We start from the raw sequence: 21,351 nt of genomic DNA on the forward strand, positions 1-21,351 counted from the left end.
CCCCGCACTCGTCTCCGGCAGCCTCCCCGCGATCCCCGCACCCCGGGCCCGCAGGCCCGCCGCGCCTGCGCCGACTCCCCCGGCCCGACGCCCCGTTCCCGCCTCCTGTCTACAGGCGCGGGCCGTGCGGGAACGGCCGAGCCCCTTCGCCCCTTCGCCCGGTCCATGAGAAAAGTCACGCCGATAAACTATGCGCATGAATGAATATTTATTCATTCTGGGTTATGCTCGAGTCGTACCCGCGAAACCGACAGGAAGACTAGGAGTCGACATGCGCATCACGAAGACGCTCGCGGCGCTCGCCGCAGGCGCGATGGCGCTGGCCGCCTGCGGATCCGACACCGTCTCCGCAGGCCCCGACGCCGACAGCGGATACGACACGTCCAAGATCTCCACGGTGCGCGAGATCGCCGATCTCGTGCCCGAAAGGGTCAAGTCGGACGGCAAGCTGACGTTCGGGACCAACCTGTACTGGCCTCCCGCCGGCTTCTACGCCTCCGACGGGACGAGCCCCATCGGCTACGACGTGGACCTCATGAAGGCCCTGGCCGCCGTCATGGGGCTGAAGCCCGACATCCAGCAGGCCGAGTTCGCCTCGATCATGCCCGGGATTCCCCAACGCTACGAGATGGGAGTCTCGGCCATCACGATCACGAGCGACCGGCAGAAGAACTTCACCATGATCCAGTACTACACCGTCGGCACCGCCTGGGCCGTCGGCAAGGGGAACCCGACGCACTTCAATCCGAAGAACATCTGCGGCAAGACGATCGGCGTCCAGTCGGGCACCCTCCAGGACGACGCCATCGCCAAGATGGCCAAGGCGTGCGACAACCCCCCGGACATCCAGCGCTACGACAAGCAGAACGCGGTGACCCAGGTCCTCATCGGAGGGAAGGTCGACGCGATGGCGGCCGACACCTCCGTTATCCAGTACGCCCTGACCCAGGCCAGGGGGACTCTGGAGACGATCGGCGACGTCACGGACTCCGCGCCGCAGGGCGTCGTGGTCGGCAAGGGCGACGCTCAGATGTCCAAGGCCACCCAGGCGGCTCTCCAGTACCTCATGGACAAAGGCATCCTCAAAGGCATTTTCGCCAAATGGGGCATAAAAGACAACGTCGCCTCCCAGGCGCTCATCAACCCGGTGAAATGATTATGTCCGATATCCACACCCCCCAAGAATCCACTCCCCCGGCGGACGCCCCGTCCGCGAAAGAGGGGACGTCGCCCGACCGCCTCGCAAAGCGGCTCGGCGAGCAGAACGAGACCCAGGTCGATCTCATCCAGGCGATACCGGTGCCGCACGTCGGCCGGTGGATCGCCGCCGGCGTCATCGCGGTTCTGGCCGCCATGGGCGTCCACGGCCTGATCACCAACAAGAACTTCCACTGGGACATCGTCGGGAACACCCTCTTCTCCCCGATCATCTTCCGCGCCATCGGCTGGACGCTCATCCTCACCGTGGCGGCGATGGCGATCGGCATCACCCTGGCGGTGACCATGGCCATCATGCGCCGCAGCGACAATCCCGTCATGCGGTGGGTGGCCCTGGCCTACATATGGTTCTTCCGCGGAACGCCGATCTACACCCAGCTCATATTCTGGGGGCTCGTCGGCGTGCTGTACCCCAGGCTCTCCCTCGGCGTCCCCTTCGGTCACGAGTTCTTCAGCTTCCGCACGTACGACCTCTTCACGGCGGCGGTCGCGGCCATCGTGGGCCTCGGATTGAACGAAGGCGCCTACCTGGCGGAGATCGTCCGATCCGGGCTCGACTCGGTCGACAAGGGCCAGGAGGAGGCGGCGCAGGCCCTGGGCATGTCCCCCCGGCTGATCCTCAGCCGGATCATCATCCCCCAGGCGATGCGCGTCATCGTCCCCCCGACGGGGAACGAGACGATCTCGATGCTCAAGACGACGTCGCTGGTCACCGCGGTTCCCTTCACGCTCGAGCTGACGAAAGTCTCCAACGATCTGGGCACGAACTCCCTGCTGCAACTGCCCTACCTCATGGTGGCCGCCATATGGTATCTGGTCATCACATCCATCCTCATGCTCGGCCAGTCCCGTCTGGAGGCCTACTACGGCAAGGGATCGTCGTCCCGGTCGAAGGGCCCCGGCCTGTCGCGCCGCAAGAAGGCCCGCCGGCAGGCTTCGCGGCAGGCGGCGATCAACGCCGCGGGCACGACGCCGACCAGCACATCGGCCGAATGGGCCGCTTCCTAGGAGCATCATGTTCGAATCATCAGACGACGCGGCGCCGGAGGGCGCGGCCCCCGACGCCCCCAACGCCGAATCCGCCGCCTCCCCCGCGCACTCCCCCTACATGGTCGAAGTGCGCGACGTCCACAAGTTCTTCGGCGACATCCATGTGCTCGCGGGGGTGAGTCTGAACGTCGAGTACGGAGAGGTGTGCACGATCCTCGGGCCGTCGGGCTCGGGCAAGTCGACCCTGCTGCGCTGCATCAACGTGCTGGAGAGGATCCAGGCGGGCCAGGTCGTCGTCGACGGAGCCCTCATGGGCTATCGTCTCGACGGGCAGGGCAGGCTCCACGACCTGCGGCCGAAGGATCTGGCACGCCAGCGCGCCTCTATCGGCATGGTGTTCCAGCGCTTCAACCTCTTCCCGCACATGACGGCCCTCGAAAACGTCATCGAGGCCCCCGTCCGGGTGACTCGCCTGCCCCCGGAGCTGGCCCGCGAGCAGGGCCTGGAGCTCCTCGACCGGGTCGGCCTGGCCGACCGCGCCGAGCACTATCCCTCACAGCTCTCGGGGGGTCAGGCGCAGAGGGTGGCGATCGCCCGCGCACTGGCCATGGAGCCCAGGCTCATGCTCTTCGACGAGCCCACGTCGGCGCTCGATCCGGAGTTGGTCGGCGAGGTGCTGTCGGTCATGCAATCCCTGGCGGCGGACGGGATGACGATGGTCGTCGTCACCCACGAGATGGGCTTCGCCCGCGAAGTGTCGGACACCGTCGTATTCATGGACGAAGGCTCGATCGTCGAATCCGGCCGGCCCGAGGAGGTCCTGTCGAACCCCGCGCATCCGCGCACCCGCGAATTCCTCGACAAGGTCCTCAGTCACGAGGGAGACGGGGCGTAGGCCCGACCCTGCCCGACGGACTCCCCGAACCACGACAGCGCGCGGTAGCCCGTGGCGAGGTCCCCCTCCAGCACGCACATCTGGGTGTTCGTCAGGTAACGGCTGGTGACGAGCTCGATCGTCAGACCCGCCGCCCTGGCACCGGCCCACAGCCCGATGACTCCCCCGTGGCTGACTATCGCGACGCTGCGGGCCCCGGTCCGCTCGATGTCCTTGATGGCGCTGTCGTACCTCGCGAGGACTTCGGCCCCCGACACGCCGCCGCCCATGGGTTCGTCGAGCGAGCCGCGAAGCCAGCGCTCGACGGTCGAGAAGTATTCGCGGTAGGAGGCCTCGTCCGTCCCTCCCTCCAACGAACCGGCCTCGATCTCGCGCAGACCCGCGTGTTCGACCGGCTCGAGGCCACGGGCCCTGGCCAGCGGGCTCGCGGTCTCACGAGTCCGCACGAGTGTGGAGACGTGGATGCCCTCGATGTCGATCCCGTCGAACCGTTCGACGAGTTCGGCGGCTTGGCGCCTGCCGAGCTCCGTCAGCGAGGCTCCGGGACGGTACGAGTCGATTCTGTGGATCGCGTTCATCTCGGTCTGCCCGTGCCGTATGAGGTAGATGCGCATGATGGTGTCCTATCGCCTGGTGTCCTTGCCGTAGAAGATCCTCTCGACCGCCCCCCGCGAGCGCCGGGCCGCCCGCAGGTACTCCTCCTCGATGTCGTGCCTGTCCGAATCGTCCCGTCCCATGAGGAAGGACAGGACCGCCAGATCCCTGAGATCGTGGGCCAGTACGTCGATCTTCGAGGCGGACGTCCTGCCCGTGCCGAGCACGTTGAGGTCGCGCAGACGGGATGCCAGATCCCATGCGCACGACAGCCGGTCGGCTTGGTCTGCCGTGACGAGGCCGACGTCGGCGGCGGCCGTCAGGGCGTCGAGGGTCGAGGTGGTGCGCAGCCGCGGATGGTCCCCGGCGTGCTGGAGTTGGAGGAGTTGGACCGTCCATTCGACGTCCGCCAGTCCTCCCCGGCCGAGTTTGAGGTGACGCTGGGGGTCGATGCCGCGCGGGATCCGTTCGGTTTCCACGCGCGCCTTCATCCTTCGCACCTCGCGGACGGCGTCGGCGTCCAAGCCGCCGCGCGGATAGCGGAAGCCGTCGACGAGGGCCGTGAACCGGGCGCCGAGCTCGGCGTCGCCGGCGCAGGGGCGGGCGCGCAGGAGGGCCTGGCGCTCCCAGGTGTGGGCCCATCGGTCGATGTACTCCGCATAGGAGTCCAGGCTGCGGCACAGCGGCCCGGCGCGGCCCTCGGGGCGCAGGTCGGCGTCCGCCGGGAGGGGCGGCTCGGCGCCGGTCTCACCCAGGAGTCTGATGACCTGGGCGGCCACCTCGTTCGCCATCCGCGCGGCGGCGTCCGGTTCGACTCCGTCGTGGGGCTCGTGGAGGAAGACGACGTCGGCGTCGGAGGCGTAGCCCATCTCCCGGCCGCCCATGCGCCCCATGGCGACGACGAGGTACCGGCTGAGGGACCCGTCTGCGCCGAGGCGCGCGCAGGCCGCGGGCACCGCGCCGCGCAGGGCGGCTTCCAGGGCGATGTCCGCGGCCTGGGAGACGGCGGCCCGGGAGGCGACCGGGTCGACGACGCGCAGGGATTGGCCCATCGCCGTGCGCAGAAGCTCCCGGCGTCGCAGGTAGCGCCCGGCGCCGGCCACGCCGGAAGGATCGCTGCGGCGGGAGATCATCGAATCCAGCTCGCCTTCAAGGTCGTCCCGGGCGCGGGGCATGAGCTCGCGCGTGTCGGCCAGCCACGAGATCGACTCGGGGAGCCTGGTGAGCTGCTCGGCGATGTAGCGCGAGGAGGACAGGAGCAGGCAGAGCCTCTCGGCGGCGGCTCCGCCGTCGCGCAGGGTCTTCATGTACCAGTGGGTGCCGCCCATCTTTTCCGACAGGAGCCGGAAGGCGAGCAGGCCCGCGTCCGGTTCCGGCCCCTGGGCGAACCATCCGAGCATGACGGGAAGCAGTTGGCGCTGGATGGCCGCGGTCCGCGACACGCCGGCGGTCAGCGTCTTGATGTGCTCAAGGGCGCCGGAAGCGTTCCGGTAGCCGATGGCCTCCAGGCGGGCCTTGGCCGACGACTCCTTCAAAGCGATGTCGTCGGCCGACAGCCGGGCGGCCTCGGGCAGGAGCGGGCGGTAGTAGATCTCGCGGTGGAGGGCGCGGACCTGGCGCCGAGTGTCCTGCCACAGCCTCTCCAGGTCCTCTCCGCTCGCGCAGCCCGGCACGCCCATGGCCCTGGCCAGGCGCCGCATGTCGTCCTCGCCTGTGGGCACGAGATGGCTGCGGCGGAGGCGCCGCAGCTGGATGCGGTGCTCGAGCACCCGCAGGATCCGGTAGTCGCGGTCGAGGAGGTCGGCGTCTCCGCGGGCGACGTACCCCGCGTCGCGCAGGCAGGCGAGGGCCTGGAGGGTCGGGCGCACGCGCAGGGAGACGTCGGTGCGCCCGTGGACGAGCTGGAGGAGCTGGACGGTGAATTCGACGTCCCGCAGGCCGCCCTTGCCGAGCTTGAGCTGGCGTCTCTCCTCTTTGGAGGGGACGTGGTCTTCGACGCGTTTGCGCATCGCGCGGGAGTCCTCGACGAAGTTCTCGTGCCCGGCGGCGTCCCACACCATGGGCCAAAGGGCGTCGAGGTAGGCCCGCCCCAGTTCGAGGTCGCCGGCGATGGGCCTGGCCTTCAGGAGCGCCTGGAACTCCCACCCCTTCGCCCACCGTTTGTAGTACGTCACATGCGAGTCGAGCGTGCGCACGAGCGGGCCGTCCTTGCCCTCGGGGCGCAGGCCTGCGTCGAGCATCCACAGGGCCGGCTCGTAGGCGGGGGCGGAGACGGCGCGGCCGACCGCGGAGGCCAGCTTCGTCGCGACGGCCAGCATGGCCTCGTCGTCAGGGCCTTCGTCGGACAGCGACCGGGCGACGTAGACGACGTCGACGTCGGAGACGTAGTTGAGCTCGCACGCGCCCGTCTTGCCCATGGCCACGATCGTCAAACCGACGTTCTCGGCCCCGGGGACGCCGACTCGCGCGACCGCCAGCGCCGCCTCCAGGGCCCCGCCGACGGCGTGGGAGATCGCGGCGGACACGCACGGCATCGCCGCCAGGGAGTCGGGACCGGTCAGATCCGCGGCGGCGATCGAGAGGATCCGCTCGAAGTAGTGGGCGCGCATGGCGTTGATGGCGTCGTGCCCTCCGCTGGCGGCCACGGGGACGTCGTCGTCGGGGTCGGCCCCCACCGCCGTCAGAGCCGAGCGGCGTTCGCCCGCCAGCGTGACGTCCTCGAGGCGTTCGCGCCGTTCGAACACGTCCAGGGCCCCGGGGTGGGAGACGACGAAGTCCCCAAGGACGCTGGACATCCCGAGCACGGCGAGCAGGCCGCGCCGCCCGGGGCCCCTCAGGCAGGATTCCAGACCGGTCGAATCGGCGCAGGCTTCGGCGAGCCTGATGAGCGCCAGCAGGCACTGGTCGGGGTCGGCGACGGGGGCGAAGTCCTCCGGGTCGAGCCCGCCGAGCTGGGCGGAGGCGGGCTCGGCGAGCAGCCGGGACGCGCGCAGGGGATCGGAGAAGCCGGCCTTGCGCAGGCGGCTCGTCGGCGACTGTTCCCGCATCGCTCGTCCCTCAGTAAGTCGGCAGGAAGCGCATTCGCTCGGCCGGGGTGACCTGTTGGCGATACTGCTGCCATTCGTGGCGTTTGTCCCTGATGAAGTAGTCGAAGCAGTCCTCCCCCAGGGTTTCGGCGACCAGTTCCGAGGAACGCATGAGGGCGATGGCCTCGCCGAGGGACATGGGGAGATTGGCTATCCCGGAGATCTCCCGCTCCAGGTCGGACATCGCCGCGACGTCCGAGTCGGCGGCCTCGGGCAGCTCGTAGTCCCCTTCGACGCCCGCCAGCCCCGCGCGCAGGATGACGGCGAACGCCAGGTAGGGGTTGGCCGCGCAGTCCAGGCCGCGGTACTCCAGCCGGGCGCTCTGCGGCTTCTCCGCACTGTAGACGGGCACTCGGACGAGCGCGGACTGGTTGTTCGGCCCCCAGCACACGTAGGCCGGCGCCTCGCCCCCTCCCCACACGCGCTTGTAGGAATTGGCGAACTGGCAGGTGACGGCGGTGATCTCGGCGGCGTGGCGGAGCAGACCGGCCAGGAAACGGCGTCCCGTGCGGGACAGCCCGTACTGGCCGGTCGGGTCGTGGAAGGCGCTGCGCTCCCCCTCGAACAGGGAGATGTGCGTGTGCATGCCCGAGCCCGGGTGGGCGATCAGCGGCTTGGGCATGAAGGAGGCGTGGACCCTGCGCTGGATGGCGATGTTCCCCACGATGGTGCGCATCGTCATGACGTTGTCGGCCATCGTCAGGGCGTCCGTGTACCGCAGGTCTATCTCATTCTGCCCGGGGCCCGTCTCGTGATGGGAGAACTCGACGGATATCCCCATGTCCTCCAGGGCGAGCACGGCGGCCTGGCGGAAGTCCTGGGCGACGGACCGCGACACGTGGTCGAAGTAGGAGCCGGTGTCGATCGGCACGGGCTCCTTGTTCGGGTCGCTCTCGGGATGGAAGAGGTAGAACTCGACCTCGGGGTGGATGTAGCAGGTGAAGCCCATGTCGGCCGCCTTGTCGAGGGACCGCTTGAGGATCGAGCGAGGATCCGAGCGCACGGACTCCCGGTCGCGGGTCTGGATGTCGCATATCATCCTCGCCGAGGGGAACTCCTCGACCCGTTGGGGAAGGAGGGCGAACGTGGCGGCGTCGGGGACCATGAGCATGTCGTCCTCGTACACGCGGGTCAGGCCCTGGATGGACGATCCGTCGAATCCGATGCCGTCGTCGAACGCCTGCTCGAGTTCGGCAGGTGCGATGGCGACCGACTTGAGCTGCCCGACCACGTCGGTGAACCACAGGCGCACGAAGCGCACGCCCTTTTCCTCGATCGTTCGCAGAACGTATTCCTGCTGACGGTCCATGCGGCACTCCTTCACGACGCTCCCATTGTGCCATCGCGGCCACCCGGGCACCTCCCGGCTCGGCGAATCGGCTCGTCCGGGCCGGCGCGCACGGTCCGGACGCCCGGCGGCACGGGGATCGCCGTCGCGGCCCGCGGTCCGTCGCAGCGCTGCGACCCGCGGATCCGCGCCCGCGGTTCCGGCGGGCGCGTCACCAGAACGATTCTACCCCCTCCCATCCGTCCGACATCCGCGGCAGCGGGGTCTTCGAGTCCTTGGAGACTCCTTCGGCGTGGATCCGTGCCTGCATGAATTCGATGACGTCGGCCACGTCCCGCCAGGTGTTGATCCGCCCCCTGGTCGAGACGAGCCACGGGACTGCCTCGTCGACGCTGACGTCCGAGCCGAGCCGCTCCAGGCTCTTCGCCCATTCGTCCACGCAGCCCAGGGCTATCGCCCACCCGGCGAACCGGGCCAGCTCCTCCGCGTCGCCCGGGGGCTGCGGCGCCTCGACGAGGAAGCGCCGGAAGCCGCAGGCCTGGTCCCTGGCGACGGTGCCCTCGGCGGTCCGCCCCTCGGTCCCGACGAAGGTCACCGCTCCGACGGCGGAGACGAGCCCGAACAGCAGACACCAGTATCCGCTGAGCGCACCGAGGAGCCACAGGAGGAGGGAGACCAGCCACACGAGGCCCCCGCCGAGGAGCATGAGGGCCCCGACGCTGCCGAGGAGGTCGCGCCACCGGTCGTACCACTTCCGCTCGTCGACCGCCGCCTTGGCGACGTCGCGCCCGAAGAGCTCGGCGACCGATCTGCGCACGCCCGCGACCCGGGCGCTCGGCGAGCCGAGCCTGGAGACCCCGGCCATCCGGAGCTGGGCTCGGAAATGCACGGGGTTGAAGGGCCGCGCGCGGATGAAGTCGGGGGCCTCGGCGGCGCCCGGCACGGCCAGCAGGTCCAGCAATGCCTTCTCCTGGCGGGTGCACGTCTCGTCGGCCGTCCGCCTGGTGACGATGATGACGGTCGGGCGCGGGATCGCCAACTCCTGGTACTCGATGATGTCGAGGAAGCGCCGCGCCGCGAGGTCGACGATCGTCGACAGGACCATCTCCACCCCGTCGCAGTCCCGGTAGACGTATCCGGCCTCGGCCGGGCTCATGTCGGGCTTCTCGAAGCGCACAGGAGGCTCTCCGCCAGCGGCCCGCGTCGTCTTGAGCGCCGCTCCCGGCTCGGGACGCCTCCCCCGTTCCACCCCCAGGTACTGGCGGTTGGGCCGGAACGCGGCGATCAGCACAGCAAGCGTGCCGACGAGCACGAGAACGGCCACCGCAAAGCCGAGCCCGCCCAAACCGAGTGCACTGGCGATCGAGTCCACGTCCCCTCCTTTCTCGCCACATATTACGCGGCACGCGCCTTTCCAGTCACACATCCCGCCAGGGCGCCGGGGCGAGGCGCCCGCGGACCGTCCCCGGGCCCCGGGTCGGTTTCCGGCGCCCGCGGCGAGGAGGGCGCGAACCGCCGTCCCGGCATAGGATGGTGCGAAAGACGTAAGGAGCGACATGTCCAAGACGACCCCCGCGCCCAAGCGGTTCCGCATCCACCACTTCGCGGACAAGAAGGCCCGGCGCGAACCGATCACGATGCTCACGTGCTACGACGCCGTGACCGCCAGGCTCTTCGACGAATCGGGCGTCGACTCGCTGCTCGTGGGCGACTCATACGGGAACACGCTGCTGGGCTATTCCTCGACGACCCCCGTCCGCCTCGAGGAGATCCTCGTGGCCACGGGGGCCGTCGCCCGAGGGGCCGCGCGCGCCTTCGTCGTGGCCGACCTGCCCTTCGGCAGCTACGAGGAGTCCCCCGCCCAGGCGGTGCGCTCGGCCGTCCGCCTGATGAAGGCGGGCGCCAACGCCGTCAAGCTGGAAGGCGGCACGCGCCAGGCTCCGGCGATCGAGGCGATCGTCAAGGCGGGCATCCCGGTCGTCGGCCACGTCGGATTCACCCCGCAGTCGGAGAACGCGTTGGGCGGCCCCCGAGTCCAGGGCCGCACGGACGAGGGCCGCGCCGCCGTCATCGACGACGCCGTCGCCGTTCAGGACGCCGGCGCCTTCGCGGTCGTGCTCGAGATGGTCCCGGCCGACCTCGCCTCCAAGGTGACGAAGATCGTCCGGATCCCCACGATCGGGGTCGGGGCGGGGGCGGGCACCGACGGACAGGTCCTCGTGTGGACGGACATGGCCGGCATGACGGGGTGGACGCCGAGGTTCTCCCGGTCCTTCGGCCACGTCGGAGACGCCCTCAGGGCCGCCGCCGCGGACTTCTGCACGGCGGTGCGAGCGCGCGAGTTCCCCGGTCCCGAGCACAGCTTCTGACGCGCCACTATGCTTGGACCCATGCTTGCCCAACGCGCGCCCCTCGGCACCCTGACCCCCGGAACCGTCTCGGCGCGGAGGCCGGTCCCCGCCTCGATCCAACGCCCCGAGTACATGTTTCACGACGGCCCGGAGCGCGTGACCGCCGACGACGTCAAGGACGCCGAGACGGTCGAACGCATCCGCCGGGCGGGGCGCATCGCCGCCGACGCCCTGTACGAAGCGGGCAAGGCGGTCCGCCCCGGCGTCACGACGGACGAGCTCGACCGCATCGCCCACGAGTACATGTGCGACCACGGCGCCTATCCGTCGACGCTGGGGTACATGGGATTCCCCAAGTCGTGCTGCACGTCGGTCAACGAAGTCATCTGCCACGGCATCCCGGACTCGACGGTCCTCGCCGAGGGCGACATCGTCAACATCGACGTCACCGCCTACAAGGACGGCGTCCACGGCGACACGAACGCCACCTTCACCGTCGGCGAGGTCGACGAGGAGTCGCGGCTGCTCGTCAAGCGGACCGGGACGGCGACCCTGCGGGGGATCAAGGCGGTCAAGCCCGGACGCGAGATCAACGTCATCGGACGGGTGATCGAATCCTATGCCAAGCGCTTCCGCTACGGGGTCGTCGAGGATTTCACCGGCCACGGCGTCGGCGAGGCCTTCCACTCGGGGCTGATCGTCCCCCACTACGACGCCGCGCCCTCCTACAGCACCGTCATCCAGGCCGGGATGGTCTTCACGATCGAGCCCATGCTCACCCTGGGAGGCATCGCGTGGGAGCAGTGGGAGGACGGTTGGACCGTCGTGACGAAGGACCGCGGACGCACCGCCCAGTGGGAGCACACACTCGTCGTGACCGAGGACGGGGCGGAGATCCTCACCCTGCCCTCGAATCCCGCCTTGGGCCTGCGCCCGTAGCGGAGTCGCCGCGCCGAGCGCAGGCGGGCACGACGCGGGCCTGGCGCACGTGGACGAGGATCCGCGGCGCCGCGCCCGGCGGATGGATGCGCAACCGCCGACCGGTCAACGTCAGGCGACGCGTCGCTCCAGGCGGATGAGCCGGCCGGTACGCCGGGTTCTGTTCCGCCTCCGGCACGCGGCTCGAAGGCGGCGGCGACCATCCATCTAGGCCTCGCGTTGCCGAGAGGCTCGAGCGGCCCACCCGCGCGCTAGACGGGACGCCTCACCGCGCGCTGTCTGGCCTTGCTCCCGGTGGGGCTTGCCCTGCCGTCCCGGTCGCCCGGAACGCGGTGGTCTCTTACACCGCCGTTTCACCCTTGCCGCTCGCGCGGCGGTCTGTTCTCTGTGGCGCTTTCCCGCGGGTCACCCCGGGTGGGCGTTACCCACCACCGTTCCCTGTGGAGCCCGGACGTTCCTCGTGGGCGACGCCCACGCGGCCGCCTGGCCGACTCATCCGCTGAGTCCATGGTAACCAGCCGGCGCGGGTCGGAGGAAAACGGGGCCCGACAGCCTGCGGCGCCTCAGCCTTCGAGCCGGACGACGATGCAGTCGTAGTCCTCGGAGACATAGAGGGCGTCGTCGGGCAGAGCCCGGATGCGTGCGACTTCGAGGGGCGAGAACCTGACGCCCGCGCCGGTGCTCCCGTCCGGCCGCATTCCCATGACGGCGTACCCGCCGTGGGATCGCGCGCGTTCGTACGCCTCCTTGAGGTCGTCGGCGAGCGGGGCGAACAGGGCGTCGCGCTCGGCCTGGATCTCCCTGCGCTGGGCGATGATCCGCGCCACGTCGTCTTCGAGACGGGCGCGCCCCTGGAGCACCCGTTCCTTGAGCGCGGCGATCTCGCGGTCGATGCGCGCGACTTCGGCCTCGGCCTCCTCCTCCGCCTCGAGCGCGGCGAACTCGGCGTCCGCCGCCTGTTCGAGCAGGGAGCGCAGGCCGGCGATCTCCTCCTGGAGCGCCATGAGGTCGCGGCTGGTCAGGCCCTCCCCGGAGTTGAGCTGCGCCTCCTTCCTCTCGATCTGCCCGCGCAGCGAGGCGCTCGTCTCCTCGGCCGAGGCGAGCCGGCCCTCGGCGGCGGCGACGGCTTCGGCCGCGGCGTCCCTGTCGCGCGCCCGCGCAGCCGCCGCGTTGATGAGCGCGCCGAGTTCGGCGCGCAGCGGATGCTTGGCGTCCTCGCGGCCGAGACGGGCGATCTGCCGATCGAGCTCGGCGACGTCGAGGAGGGTGATCTGGTCGTGTGCCGGTGCCGTTGCCATGTCAGTGCCTTGTCCGAGGAGTCGGGATGCAAGATGGCTGCGGCCGGATGATGCGCGGTCCCTGCCGGCGCGTCGACCGTCAGCCCCATGCGCCCACCCTACAGGCAGAGGGCCGCCGCCACACCGAGGCCGCGCGCAAACCGCTCCTGCCGGCCCTTCGCGCACTCCGGCCTCGGCAAGCGGTCTTACGCCCCGCCCGAAAGCCGCAGAGCGCGGCCGGAGGCGGATCGGCCGGTCGACTCGCCGGCGGTCATGGATAGGACTGCCCGCGAGGTCGTCGCTCATTTCGGACCCAGAGTATGATGCTCCAGTGCGCGTTTTACGAGGATTGCCACGACATGCCTCGACTCCACAGCTGACCAGCCGCGCACCGAACAAACGAGAGACCAGGAGTTCTCCCATGGCAGAGGCCAAACCCATAGTCGCCGTCGAAGATTTGGTCAAAACTTACGAAGGCGTCAACGTCGTCGACGGTATTTCGTTCACCGTGAACCGAGGCGAGATATTCGGCATTCTAGGGCCGAACGGAGCGGGGAAGACGACCACGCTCGAGATGCTCGAGGCTCTGCGCACTATCGACGCCGGCACCGCGTCCATCGACGGGATCGACGTGGGCCGCAACCCCAAGAAGATCAAGCAGATCATCGGCATCCAGCTGCAGTCCACGGATTTCTACAACATGCTGACGCTGCGCGAACAGCTGAAGATGTTCGCCAGCCTGTACGGGACCAAGGCGGACGTCGGCGCCCTGCTCGCCAAAGTCCAGCTGACCGAGAAGTCCAAGACCTTCGTCGAGAAACTCTCGGGCGGTCAGAAGCAGCGCTTCGCCATCGCCTCGACGCTTGTGAACAACCCGCGGGTCCTCTTCCTGGACGAGCCTACCACGGGCCTGGATCCGCAGGCGCGCCGCAACCTGTGGGAGCTCATCCAGCAGATCCGGGACGACGGCATCACGATCGTGCTGACGACCCATTACATGGACGAGGCCGAGCTGCTGTGCGATCGCCTGGCGATCATGGACGGCGGGAAGATCATCACCATCGACAGCCCCCACCACCTCATCGAGCAGCTGCTGGCGCGGGGCTTCAAGAAAGAACAACACGTCGAGCAGGCAAACCTCGAGGATGTCTTCATCGACCTTACAGGGAAGGCCATCAGGGACTGACGATGAAAAGATATTGGACCGGAATCCTCGGCCAGGTGCAGGCCTTCCAGAGGCGTTTCCTGCGCGACAAGGTGTCGCTGTTCTTCACCTTCCTCTTCCCGCTGATCTTCCTCTTCGTCTTCGGCTCGATCTTCAAGAACCAGACGGTGAACTTCAAGGTCGGGATCATCAACCACTCCCACAGCCAGTTCGCCCAGCAGTTCGTCGACAACGCCACCAAGGGCAAGGACAGCGTCCTGAAGGTCAAGGACGTCAAGGGCCTGGACGACGCCAAGGAGAAGATGAAGCGCTCCCAGATCGACGGGATCATCGAGCTGCCGAAGGACTTCGGCGAGCAGGGCCCCGACGGCAAGCCCAGGGGGACGATCAAGGTCTTGTACTCGAAGGGGTCGGATCAGGCGGGCAGCACCCTGACCGCCGTCATGAACCAGACGACGAACGGCGTCAACAAGGCGCTGGGGCAGCCGGACGCGCCGATCAAAGTCTCCTCGAACGCCGTCGGGGACGAGGCGCTGTCGAGCTTCGACTACACGTTCACCGGGCTCCTGACCTTCAGCCTGATGTCGATGGGGATCTTCGGCCTGGCCAACACCATGCCCGCCGAGAAGAAGCGCGGCTCCTATCGGAGACTGCGGGCCGCGCCGTTCTCGCCCGCCCAGCTGATCATCGCCTCGGGCATCCACTACCTCGTCGTCGCGCTCCTCAGCGTGGCCACGATGTTCCTCGTGGGGACCTTCGTCTTCCACTTCAAGATGCGCGGCGACTGGCTCGTCTTCTTTCCCTTCCTCCTGCTGTCCGCGGTGGCGATGATCGGCCTGGGCCTGACGATAGGCGGTTGGGCGAAGAACGAGAATCAGTCCTCTGTGCTGACCAACGTCGTCGCCATGCCCCTCATGTTCCTGTCGGGTGTCTTCTTCCCGGTCTACCTCTTCCCGGACTGGCTGCAGGGAGTCACCAAGTTCGTGCCGGTCACCCCGATGGTGGAGGGCTTCCGGCTCGTCATGACCGAGCACGCGGGCTTCGGCGACATCGCGTTGCAGTTCGGCCTGGTGGGGCTCTGGGTCGTCGTCGTGTACGGCGCGGCCATCAAGCTGTTCCGCTGGGAGTAGCGAGCCGACGAGCGGCGGATTCGCCGCGTGCGGTGAGAATGGGAGCCGGCCCCGCGGGGCCGGCTCCCGCGCGTATCGGCGGCGCCCGAGCCCCGTAGCGGGGCGGGCTAGCGCACCGCCAGCGTCCAGGGGTCGGTCGGTATCCGCGAGACGTAGGCCTCGGGCGCCCGATCGCCGAGCTCGCTGCGCAGGCGTTCGTCCATGAGCGCCAGCACCGGCCATTCGCTGGCCCAGTGGGTGGCGCACACGAGGGCGCAGCCGCCGTCCCACAAGTGATCGGTGGCCGGATGGTGGCGCAGATCGGCGGTCAGATAGACGTCCGCCCCCGCGGCGTTCGCCTCGGCGAGGAAGGAGTCGCCCGAGCCGGAGCAGATGGCCACCCGCCGTACCTGGCGTGCGAGGTCGCCTCCGACGAGGACGCCCGCGGGCACGGGCGGGAGGCTCCGGGCGACGAGGTCGGCGAAGGCCCGCAGGCTCGTGGGCCGGGAGAGCCGGCCCACTCCCCCCAGTCCGCTCGCCTCGTCCAGGGGCCGTTCGAGTTCGACGCCCAGGAGTGCGGCCAGGGCGAGGGTGCTGGCGGCCACGTCCGCGTTGGTGTGGGCGGAGAACAGCGCCGTGTCCGAGCGTATGAGGGCGGCCGTCCACCTGCCCTTCGCCGTCCGGCTCGTGACCGCGTGGGTGCCCCGCAGGTACAGCGGATGGTGGGTGATGAGCATGTCGGCGCCGCGTTCGATGGCCTCTTCGACGCTCGCCTCGCAGGGGTCGACGGCGAAGCCGATCCTGCGCACGGGCGCGTGCACGTCGCCGACCGCCAGGCCGACACGGTCCCAGGCCTGCGCCGTCGCGGGAGGGAAGATCCGGTCCATCGCCGCCGCGACGTCGCCCACGGTGATCGTCATGCGACCAGCCTACCGCGGGCGGCTCCGACGCGTCTCACGCGCGGCCGTCTCGGCGACCGCCGTCCTCGGAGTGCTCCTCGGAGAACCGGCGGACCCGCGTGCCGAGTTCGGCCAGGACGCCGTTCAGGCGCTCGAGGTATGGCGCCAGGAAGGCCTCGCCTTCCTTGGGGCTGACGGACAGGAAGCGGTCTCTGGGCTCTCCGATCATGTCGTAGGCGGGTTCGGGTATCAGCCCCACCTTGCGGCCGTTGAGGAGGATCTTGATCGACCCCAGGGGGGTGGTCTCCGCCGTGAAGGCGGCACGCTCCCAGGGGATCGGCGTGATGACGGTCTTGCGAAAGGGCTTCTTCTCGCGGTCGTAGACCCAGGCGTCCGTCAGCAGGGCGCGGCACCTCACGCTCGTGCTCAGCCGCGCGAACTGGACTCCTTCGTAGGGGCCCTTGCTGTCCTTGGACCATTCGATCCAGAACATCCGACCGGCCTGCGGGGAGGGGACGGGCATCGGCAGGAGCACGCCGAGGTCCTCTCGATCCCATCCCGTCAGCATCCAGTCGACTCCCGCCTGGCGGGCGGGCCCCCACAGGGCGTATTCGGCGAGCGCGGCCGCGCGCGGATAGACCGTGCGCCCGAGGGACGCCCGCTCGCCGAGGAGCTCGGCGGCCGGCTGCGGGTATTCGTGGGCCGGCGGGCCCGCGGACTGCGAGGCGGGGAGGGCGGCGGGAGCCACGGCGCCGACCGTACTCGGCGGTAGGAGGGCGGAGACGAGGCGGCCGACCTCCCGCAAGTCGGCCTTCGGCCAGTACGAGGCGCGGTCGAAGGCCTGGGCGAGGGGGAAGCAGCATTCGAGGATCGCCGTCAGGAAGTCCTCCCTGCGCCCCACGAGCCAGCCCGCCGTCCCCGCGTGGACCATTTCGCCCAGTGCGCAGGAGGCATGGTATTGCTCCCACCCCGAGTAGGAGGCCGCGATCCGCTCGCCCTGGCCGGACAGGGCCTGGACGAAGGCCGCCTCGTCGAGGAGGCCGCCGGCGTAGGCCCTCGCCAGCAGATCGACGATCCGACAGTCGTCGAACCCCTGCGGCCCGCGGTCCCCGGCGATCCGGGCGATGTCGCCGGCGGCTTCGCTCTGCTCGACTATCGCGGACAAGACGGTCTGAAAGCTCTGGGGATTGACCCGATAGCGGCCCGCGGCCAGGTCGTCGACGGCGGACCGGGTCGAGTCGGCGTCGACGACGTTGAAGTTCTCCTTGAGGCACCGGCGCACGGCCGAGGGGTCGGGCGGAGCCGGGACGACCGAGAGGAGGCCGTCTCCCGCCCGGGCCTGCGCCGGCGAAAGCGCTGCGTCATCGACGCCCAGAACGCGGCGGCCGCGAGTGAGCCCCGGATAGGACGACGCGAAACGATAGGGAGCACATAGGAGCATGTATTCGGATTTCACGCGATCTCTTTTCTCTAAGCTGCGTCAACTCTATTGTCCAACGCTCGGCCCTCGAATAGAAGGCATGTCTTCGTTTCTTCGATACCGATAGGTTACGCGATACACCGTCCGCATGTCGTGCAACGGCTAGAATCGGAGGGCGGCAATCGTCCCGAGCGAAAGGACGGCCTGTGTCCCGCCCCCGCGAATTCAAGCAGGTCGACGTCTTCGCATCGGCCCCCTTCCTGGGCAATCCCCTCGCAGCGGTCGTCGACGGAACGGATCTGCCGGCCGAGCTCATGCAGCGCTTCGCCCGGTGGACGAACCTGTCGGAGACCGTCTTCCTCCTCCCGCCATCCTCCCCCGACGCCGACTACGCCGTCCGCATCTTCACGCCCTTCCAGGAGCTTCCCTTCGCCGGGCATCCCACGCTCGGCGCGGCGCGGGCCTGGCTCGACAGTGGAGGAACGCCCCGTGCGCGGGGGCGCATCGTCCAGGAATGCGGCGCCGGGCTCGTGCCGATCGTCTGCGACGGCGCGGACCTCGCCTTCCAAGCGCCCGCGACGCGCCGCAGCGGTCCGATCGAGGAGGATCGGCTCGCCGAGATCGCCGCGGCGCTGGGGGTGGACGCCGGACGGATCCTCGACCACCAGTGGGTGGACGACGGGCCCGGATGGGCCGCCGTCGAGGTCTCCAGCGCCGAAGAGGTCCTCGCACTGGAACCCGACTTCTCCGGGCTTCCGGAAGCGATGGTCGGCGTCGTCGGCGCGCGCGGCCGGAGGGGCCCCGGCGAGGCGGCCTACGAGGTCCGCGCCTTCGCCCCGGGGCCGGCGTGGCCGAGGACCCGGTGACGGGCAGTCTCAACGCCTCGATCGGCCAGTGGTTCCTCGCCCGAGGGGACGTCCCCCTCCCCTACACGGTATCCCAGGGAGCCCGTGTCGGGCGCGCGGGCCTTCTGACGGTCTCGCACGTCGAGGGCGCCGTCTGGGTGGGCGGCGCCGCCATTACGCGCATCGTCGGGGAGGTCGCGATGTGACCGCGGACGAGCCGGGGAAAGCTTCCTCCCTTGCGGGGACGCCGCCGTCGAGGGTGCGCCGCCGGTGCGCATCGCCGCCTTCGCGCGGCCTCCGACCGCACGGCCGTCAGTCACTTCCCTCCGTGCGCGGCAGTCGCCCGCCGCCAGTAGCCCGAGAAGAGCACCTCGGTTCTGGCCACACCCCACTCCCTGACCACGAGCCGGCGGGCCGCCTTTGCCAGACCGGCTTCGCCGCACAGCCAGGCGTACCCGACGTCGAGCGGCCCGGCGTCACGGAGGTTCTCCACTACGGCGGCCGCGCTCTCCTCGACGGGAGCGTAGAGCACGTCCATCGAGGCTAGGCCCGGCTCGAGGGACGTCAGGCCGGGTTCGAAGTACTCCGGGCCCGGGCCGACGACGCGCACGTGCATCCGCCTTCGGAACACCGGAGAGCACGCCTCGACGATGGCGCGAAGCGCCGGCGCCGAAGAGGGGTCGGCCACGAGGAGCTGCGGCGCTTCGGTGCGCCGCCAGGCGGAGGTCAGAGTCCGCAGGCCCACCGCGTCGCCCGGGCCGGTCCTCAGGGCCCACGCGGATCCCGGGCCGTTGTCGCCGTGGGTGACGACGTCGATGAGGAGACGGCCGGCGGCGGGGTCGTGCGAGCGCACGGTGTACCAGCGCAGGTCGGGCCGGGACTCCTCGGGGATGGCCCCCAGCTCCGCGCGGATGTTCAGCCCCTTCGGCTCGGGCAGAACGAGGTCCTTCCCGGCCGGGGGGATGACGAGGCCGAAGTACTCGTCGGGGCCGGTGGGGCGATAGTCGCGGAGTTCGGGGGCTTGAACCGTGATCCGGCGAAGGTGCGCCGCGACGTCGGCGACCTCGCTCACGGTGACGGCGAAGCACCTGTGGGTCCGCGGCTTGGGCGGGACGTCCCTGAAACGGGAGGCGACCGCCCGGAAGCCGTGCATCAAACCTCCGACGGCTGCGTCCTTGACACCCATGGGCTCCTCGTTCCACGACTCGACGTGCTAGGCGTAAGGCAATCCTAATGGGGACGGCCATGGGAGGGAAGGGGCGCCTCCGCGATAGCGGACGCGACGATCGCGAAGGCGCCCCTTGCCATCTCCTGGGTCCTCCGATGCGATCGTCGCAGTGGAGAGCGAGCAAAAGGCGGTTGCCGACGCCCGAGGCCACAGCGCATCGTATGAGAACGCAGTACACGCGCCCCGAGTGAACGTCGGCGTACATGCCGAAACCTTCCGCCGCTACCTCCACACCGCCAGCGTCCCCGTCCGTTCCAGCCGAGGTGGCGCATGAGCGACAACCCCGCAGGCGCGGACGCCAAGCAGAGAACCGTCGGCAGACGGCGCACTCATCACTGTCAAAGAAGCCGTTCAGCCAGCCGCAATTCACTCATCTCTCGTCGTCGCCATACCGTCCCAACACCCTCATCAGCCGCCGAGCACTCTCCATAGTGACGTAACGTAAAAAACAACAGAATAACAAAATTATTCCGCCGTTTTTTAGGTTAAAAGCATTTCGATAAAACTGGATTTTGTCACTTTGCTTCTCCAAAATGAAAATATGATAAAACACCTATCGGCAGAAAATAAACACACCAAAAAACCAATGCAATGACTCCGCCACTACTTGATTCTCCAATTGATGCATTGCTGAAGACACCCGTCATCGGCATAAAAAAGCAACTGATAAAAAATATACCATGAATTATCATTAAACATTTCAGCCACTTGTCACTCGTGCGGTCTGCCTTGATGGATAGTCCAGTGAAGAATGTGGAAAGAGCCATTATACCATACCCTAATAAGTCGTAATTAAATATTAGGCCGCCTCGTTTAAAATCCAAAATAGCCGAGGACTGTTCATTTAACTCATCCAGGCGAACACTTGTGGTCTGTGCGAAATATACTAAAAGTATTAATACCGCATAAATAGAAGCTAGAACCATTCCTATATTCGCAGCTACTCGACGATCATCAGCACATTCGTATTTAAATCCTGCAACCATCATAATATATCCTATCGATAAAAACATACATACAAAATAGGAGCCAAATGAAAAATCAATAATTAAAAAGATTACAAAAAGAAAAATTGTGATTGTAACGATTGCTGCTCCGATTCTGGGCAATATCTTGTTCATGTTCATTTTCTACACCTCATAAATATATACTCGTTAAATGATATACCACAGAAATACGAATATTCCCACCTTTGACGCCACTTCCAAAAACAGGCTGTACGCTAATGCGCGACGGGGAGACATAGACATTCAGCGTCCTTTACAGCCCCGAAAATCTCATGAATGATGACGATACCCTCAGCGAGAAGTTCCCGTTCCGGCGATCTCGGAGATTCGCTCGTGCACATCCACAACTTATCAGCCTTCTCCAGCAACGACATATGATAATCACGGAGCCTGTGGTGGGCCCGGCCGGACTCGAACCGACGACACCTGCGGTGTAAGCGCAGTGCTCTGACCGACTGAGCTACAGGCCCACACGGGTGGGCCGCCATGGCGCCCCGCCCGCTGCACTGAGCGGCATCCGAACGGCGTTGCGGATGCCGCGAGCAGTCATTCTAGCGTCTAGGGCCCTTCGCCGTCAGCTTGACGCCCATCCACGCGGCGCCGACGGCCACGCTCGTCGTCGCCATGAGACCAGCCGTCTCGGCGGCGTCCTTGATGACGTCGGCGGTGACGTAGCCGGGGCTGCGCGTTCCCGGAACCAGGACCCAGCACGGAGACACGTCCGACTCGAGGTTGGCCTTCATATCGAGAAAGAGGTCGGCGAGGTCGTCGACGTCGCCGTCTTCGTCGCGCCACCACGCGACCGCGCCGTCGACGATGTCGCGGTAGTCCTCGTCGACCAGCTCCTGACCGGTCTCTTCCTCGATCTGTGCGCGAACGGCCTCGTCGACATCGTCGTCGTAGCCAAACTCCTGAATTACGCTTCCCGATGCGAAACCCAACGAACTCATGGTCATAGCCCACCGCATTTGAAGCGAATTCGCAAATGGCGAAGCACCTCACACCCGCGTAAAACCACCGCGGCGTGAGCCCGAGGCCGA

The 21,351-nt window shown here is 68.0% G+C and carries 18 protein-coding genes, 1 tRNA gene, 1 other RNA gene and 1 pseudogene; 8 read left to right on the top strand and 13 right to left on the bottom strand.

The annotated features are described in order from the left end of the window. On the bottom strand, positions 1–216 hold a 216-nt coding region (locus HMPREF0043_RS11700), incomplete at its 3' end, for a hypothetical protein (protein ID WP_232206035.1). 55 nt (positions 217–271) lie between these two features. Here HMPREF0043_RS11700 and HMPREF0043_RS04840 point away from each other — a divergent pair. The 3 genes from HMPREF0043_RS04840 (at position 272) to HMPREF0043_RS04850 (ending at position 3,103) form a co-directional block, all read left to right on the top strand. Beyond that, complete coding sequence (locus tag HMPREF0043_RS04840) at positions 272–1,156, top strand: ABC transporter substrate-binding protein (RefSeq protein ID WP_021601788.1); 885 nt, start codon at positions 272–274, stop codon at positions 1,154–1,156. A gap of 2 nt (positions 1,157–1,158) precedes the next feature. Further along, positions 1,159–2,226: an amino acid ABC transporter permease gene (locus HMPREF0043_RS04845; protein WP_084432196.1), complete on the top strand. Its 1,068-nt coding sequence runs from the start codon at positions 1,159–1,161 to the stop codon at positions 2,224–2,226. Positions 2,227–2,326: 100 nt separating this feature from the next. Next, positions 2,327–3,103: an amino acid ABC transporter ATP-binding protein gene (locus HMPREF0043_RS04850; protein ID WP_040317892.1), complete on the top strand. Its 777-nt coding sequence runs from the start codon at positions 2,327–2,329 to the stop codon at positions 3,101–3,103. On the opposite strand, the gene HMPREF0043_RS04855 is transcribed toward HMPREF0043_RS04850, so the two are convergent. From HMPREF0043_RS04855 to HMPREF0043_RS04875, 4 genes are all read right to left on the bottom strand, one after another. Continuing rightward, complete coding sequence (locus HMPREF0043_RS04855; protein WP_021601791.1) at positions 3,082–3,717, bottom strand: histidine phosphatase family protein; 636 nt, start codon at positions 3,715–3,717, stop codon at positions 3,082–3,084. The two genes, HMPREF0043_RS04850 and HMPREF0043_RS04855, sit on opposite strands and share 22 nt — an antisense overlap. Before the next feature lie 9 nt (positions 3,718–3,726). Continuing rightward, positions 3,727–6,744 (bottom strand): bifunctional [glutamine synthetase] adenylyltransferase/[glutamine synthetase]-adenylyl-L-tyrosine phosphorylase, encoded by a 3,018-nt coding sequence (locus HMPREF0043_RS04860; protein WP_021601792.1) that lies wholly within the window; start codon positions 6,742–6,744, stop codon positions 3,727–3,729. Positions 6,745–6,754: 10 nt separating this feature from the next. After that, complete coding sequence (locus HMPREF0043_RS04865) at positions 6,755–8,092, bottom strand: glutamine synthetase family protein (RefSeq protein WP_021601793.1); 1,338 nt, start codon at positions 8,090–8,092, stop codon at positions 6,755–6,757. Positions 8,093–8,282: 190 nt separating this feature from the next. After that, the gene (locus tag HMPREF0043_RS04875; RefSeq protein ID WP_021601794.1) at positions 8,283–9,443 is read right to left on the bottom strand and encodes a DUF2207 family protein; all 1,161 of its coding nucleotides are present in this window, start codon (positions 9,441–9,443) and stop codon (positions 8,283–8,285) included. 184 nt (positions 9,444–9,627) lie between these two features. On the opposite strand from HMPREF0043_RS04875, the gene panB reads away from it, so the two are divergent. Together panB and map are read left to right on the top strand one after the other, a co-directional pair. Continuing rightward, on the top strand, positions 9,628–10,440 hold the full coding sequence (gene panB / locus HMPREF0043_RS04880) for a 3-methyl-2-oxobutanoate hydroxymethyltransferase (RefSeq protein WP_021601795.1): 813 nt from the start codon (positions 9,628–9,630) through the stop codon (positions 10,438–10,440). A gap of 21 nt (positions 10,441–10,461) precedes the next feature. Then, on the top strand, positions 10,462–11,361 hold the full coding sequence (gene map, locus HMPREF0043_RS04885; protein WP_021601796.1) for a type I methionyl aminopeptidase: 900 nt from the start codon (positions 10,462–10,464) through the stop codon (positions 11,359–11,361). 133 nt (positions 11,362–11,494) lie between these two features. On the opposite strand, the gene rnpB is transcribed toward map, so the two are convergent. Then, an RNA gene (rnpB, locus tag HMPREF0043_RS10190) (RNase P RNA component class A) lies at positions 11,495–11,856 on the bottom strand. Positions 11,857–11,924: 68 nt separating this feature from the next. Beyond that, positions 11,925–12,659: a zinc ribbon domain-containing protein gene (locus tag HMPREF0043_RS04890; protein ID WP_021601797.1), complete on the bottom strand. Its 735-nt coding sequence runs from the start codon at positions 12,657–12,659 to the stop codon at positions 11,925–11,927. Positions 12,660–13,059: 400 nt separating this feature from the next. On the opposite strand from HMPREF0043_RS04890, the gene HMPREF0043_RS04895 reads away from it, so the two are divergent. Further along, positions 13,060–13,824: an ABC transporter ATP-binding protein gene (locus tag HMPREF0043_RS04895; protein ID WP_021601798.1), complete on the top strand. Its 765-nt coding sequence runs from the start codon at positions 13,060–13,062 to the stop codon at positions 13,822–13,824. Between the two features lie 2 nt (positions 13,825–13,826). After that, complete coding sequence (locus tag HMPREF0043_RS04900) at positions 13,827–14,933, top strand: ABC transporter permease (RefSeq protein WP_021601799.1); 1,107 nt, start codon at positions 13,827–13,829, stop codon at positions 14,931–14,933. A gap of 107 nt (positions 14,934–15,040) precedes the next feature. Here the strand turns inward: HMPREF0043_RS04900 and HMPREF0043_RS04905 are convergent, their stop codons facing one another. Further along, entirely contained in the window at positions 15,041–15,832 is a 792-nt protein-coding gene (locus HMPREF0043_RS04905; protein WP_021601800.1) for a Nif3-like dinuclear metal center hexameric protein, read from the bottom strand. A gap of 34 nt (positions 15,833–15,866) precedes the next feature. Further along, positions 15,867–17,267: a DUF1266 domain-containing protein gene (locus HMPREF0043_RS04910; RefSeq protein WP_040317886.1), complete on the bottom strand. Its 1,401-nt coding sequence runs from the start codon at positions 17,265–17,267 to the stop codon at positions 15,867–15,869. A 170-nt stretch (positions 17,268–17,437) separates the two neighbouring features. On the opposite strand from HMPREF0043_RS04910, the pseudogene HMPREF0043_RS04915 reads away from it, so the two are divergent. After that, positions 17,438–18,282, top strand: a pseudogene (locus HMPREF0043_RS04915) (PhzF family phenazine biosynthesis protein). A gap of 110 nt (positions 18,283–18,392) precedes the next feature. Here HMPREF0043_RS04915 and HMPREF0043_RS04920 read toward each other — a convergent pair. The 4 genes from HMPREF0043_RS04920 to HMPREF0043_RS04930 form a co-directional block, all read right to left on the bottom strand. Beyond that, positions 18,393–19,262: a siderophore-interacting protein gene (locus HMPREF0043_RS04920; RefSeq protein WP_021601804.1), complete on the bottom strand. Its 870-nt coding sequence runs from the start codon at positions 19,260–19,262 to the stop codon at positions 18,393–18,395. A 557-nt stretch (positions 19,263–19,819) separates the two neighbouring features. After that, the gene (locus HMPREF0043_RS10625; protein WP_021601807.1) at positions 19,820–20,425 is read right to left on the bottom strand and encodes a hypothetical protein; all 606 of its coding nucleotides are present in this window, start codon (positions 20,423–20,425) and stop codon (positions 19,820–19,822) included. A 279-nt stretch (positions 20,426–20,704) separates the two neighbouring features. Then, positions 20,705–20,781 (bottom strand) — tRNA-Val (locus tag HMPREF0043_RS04925). A gap of 81 nt (positions 20,782–20,862) precedes the next feature. Then, a complete protein-coding gene (locus HMPREF0043_RS04930; protein WP_232206037.1) occupies positions 20,863–21,261 on the bottom strand; it encodes a DUF3052 domain-containing protein in 399 nt (132 codons plus the stop codon). Between the last annotated feature and the right edge of the window lie 90 nt (positions 21,262–21,351).

The sequence above is a fragment of the Actinobaculum sp. oral taxon 183 str. F0552 genome (genome assembly GCF_000466165.1).
GTDB lineage: Bacteria > Actinomycetota > Actinomycetes > Actinomycetales > Actinomycetaceae > Peptidiphaga.

What these genes read in the sequence shown, in the direction of transcription:
- map (WP_021601796.1), top strand. Translation starts at nt 10,462, where the DNA reads ATGCTTGCCCAACGCGCGCCCCTCGGCACCCTGACCCCCGGAACCGTC.
- panB (WP_021601795.1), top strand. Translation starts at nt 9,628, where the DNA reads ATGTCCAAGACGACCCCCGCGCCCAAGCGGTTCCGCATCCACCACTTC.
- HMPREF0043_RS04930 (WP_232206037.1), bottom strand. Translation starts at nt 21,261, where the DNA reads ATGAGTTCGTTGGGTTTCGCATCGGGAAGCGTAATTCAGGAGTTTGGC.
- HMPREF0043_RS04905 (WP_021601800.1), bottom strand. Translation starts at nt 15,832, where the DNA reads ATGACGATCACCGTGGGCGACGTCGCGGCGGCGATGGACCGGATCTTC.
- HMPREF0043_RS04890 (WP_021601797.1), bottom strand. Translation starts at nt 12,659, where the DNA reads ATGGCAACGGCACCGGCACACGACCAGATCACCCTCCTCGACGTCGCC.
- HMPREF0043_RS04895 (WP_021601798.1), top strand. Translation starts at nt 13,060, where the DNA reads ATGGCAGAGGCCAAACCCATAGTCGCCGTCGAAGATTTGGTCAAAACT.
- HMPREF0043_RS04865 (WP_021601793.1), bottom strand. Translation starts at nt 8,092, where the DNA reads ATGGACCGTCAGCAGGAATACGTTCTGCGAACGATCGAGGAAAAGGGC.
- HMPREF0043_RS04860 (WP_021601792.1), bottom strand. Translation starts at nt 6,744, where the DNA reads ATGCGGGAACAGTCGCCGACGAGCCGCCTGCGCAAGGCCGGCTTCTCC.
- HMPREF0043_RS04920 (WP_021601804.1), bottom strand. Translation starts at nt 19,262, where the DNA reads ATGGGTGTCAAGGACGCAGCCGTCGGAGGTTTGATGCACGGCTTCCGG.
- HMPREF0043_RS04840 (WP_021601788.1), top strand. Translation starts at nt 272, where the DNA reads ATGCGCATCACGAAGACGCTCGCGGCGCTCGCCGCAGGCGCGATGGCG.
- HMPREF0043_RS04850 (WP_040317892.1), top strand. Translation starts at nt 2,327, where the DNA reads ATGGTCGAAGTGCGCGACGTCCACAAGTTCTTCGGCGACATCCATGTG.
- HMPREF0043_RS04900 (WP_021601799.1), top strand. Translation starts at nt 13,827, where the DNA reads ATGAAAAGATATTGGACCGGAATCCTCGGCCAGGTGCAGGCCTTCCAG.
- HMPREF0043_RS04855 (WP_021601791.1), bottom strand. Translation starts at nt 3,717, where the DNA reads ATGCGCATCTACCTCATACGGCACGGGCAGACCGAGATGAACGCGATC.
- HMPREF0043_RS10625 (WP_021601807.1), bottom strand. Translation starts at nt 20,425, where the DNA reads ATGAACAAGATATTGCCCAGAATCGGAGCAGCAATCGTTACAATCACA.
- HMPREF0043_RS04845 (WP_084432196.1), top strand. Translation starts at nt 1,159, where the DNA reads ATGTCCGATATCCACACCCCCCAAGAATCCACTCCCCCGGCGGACGCC.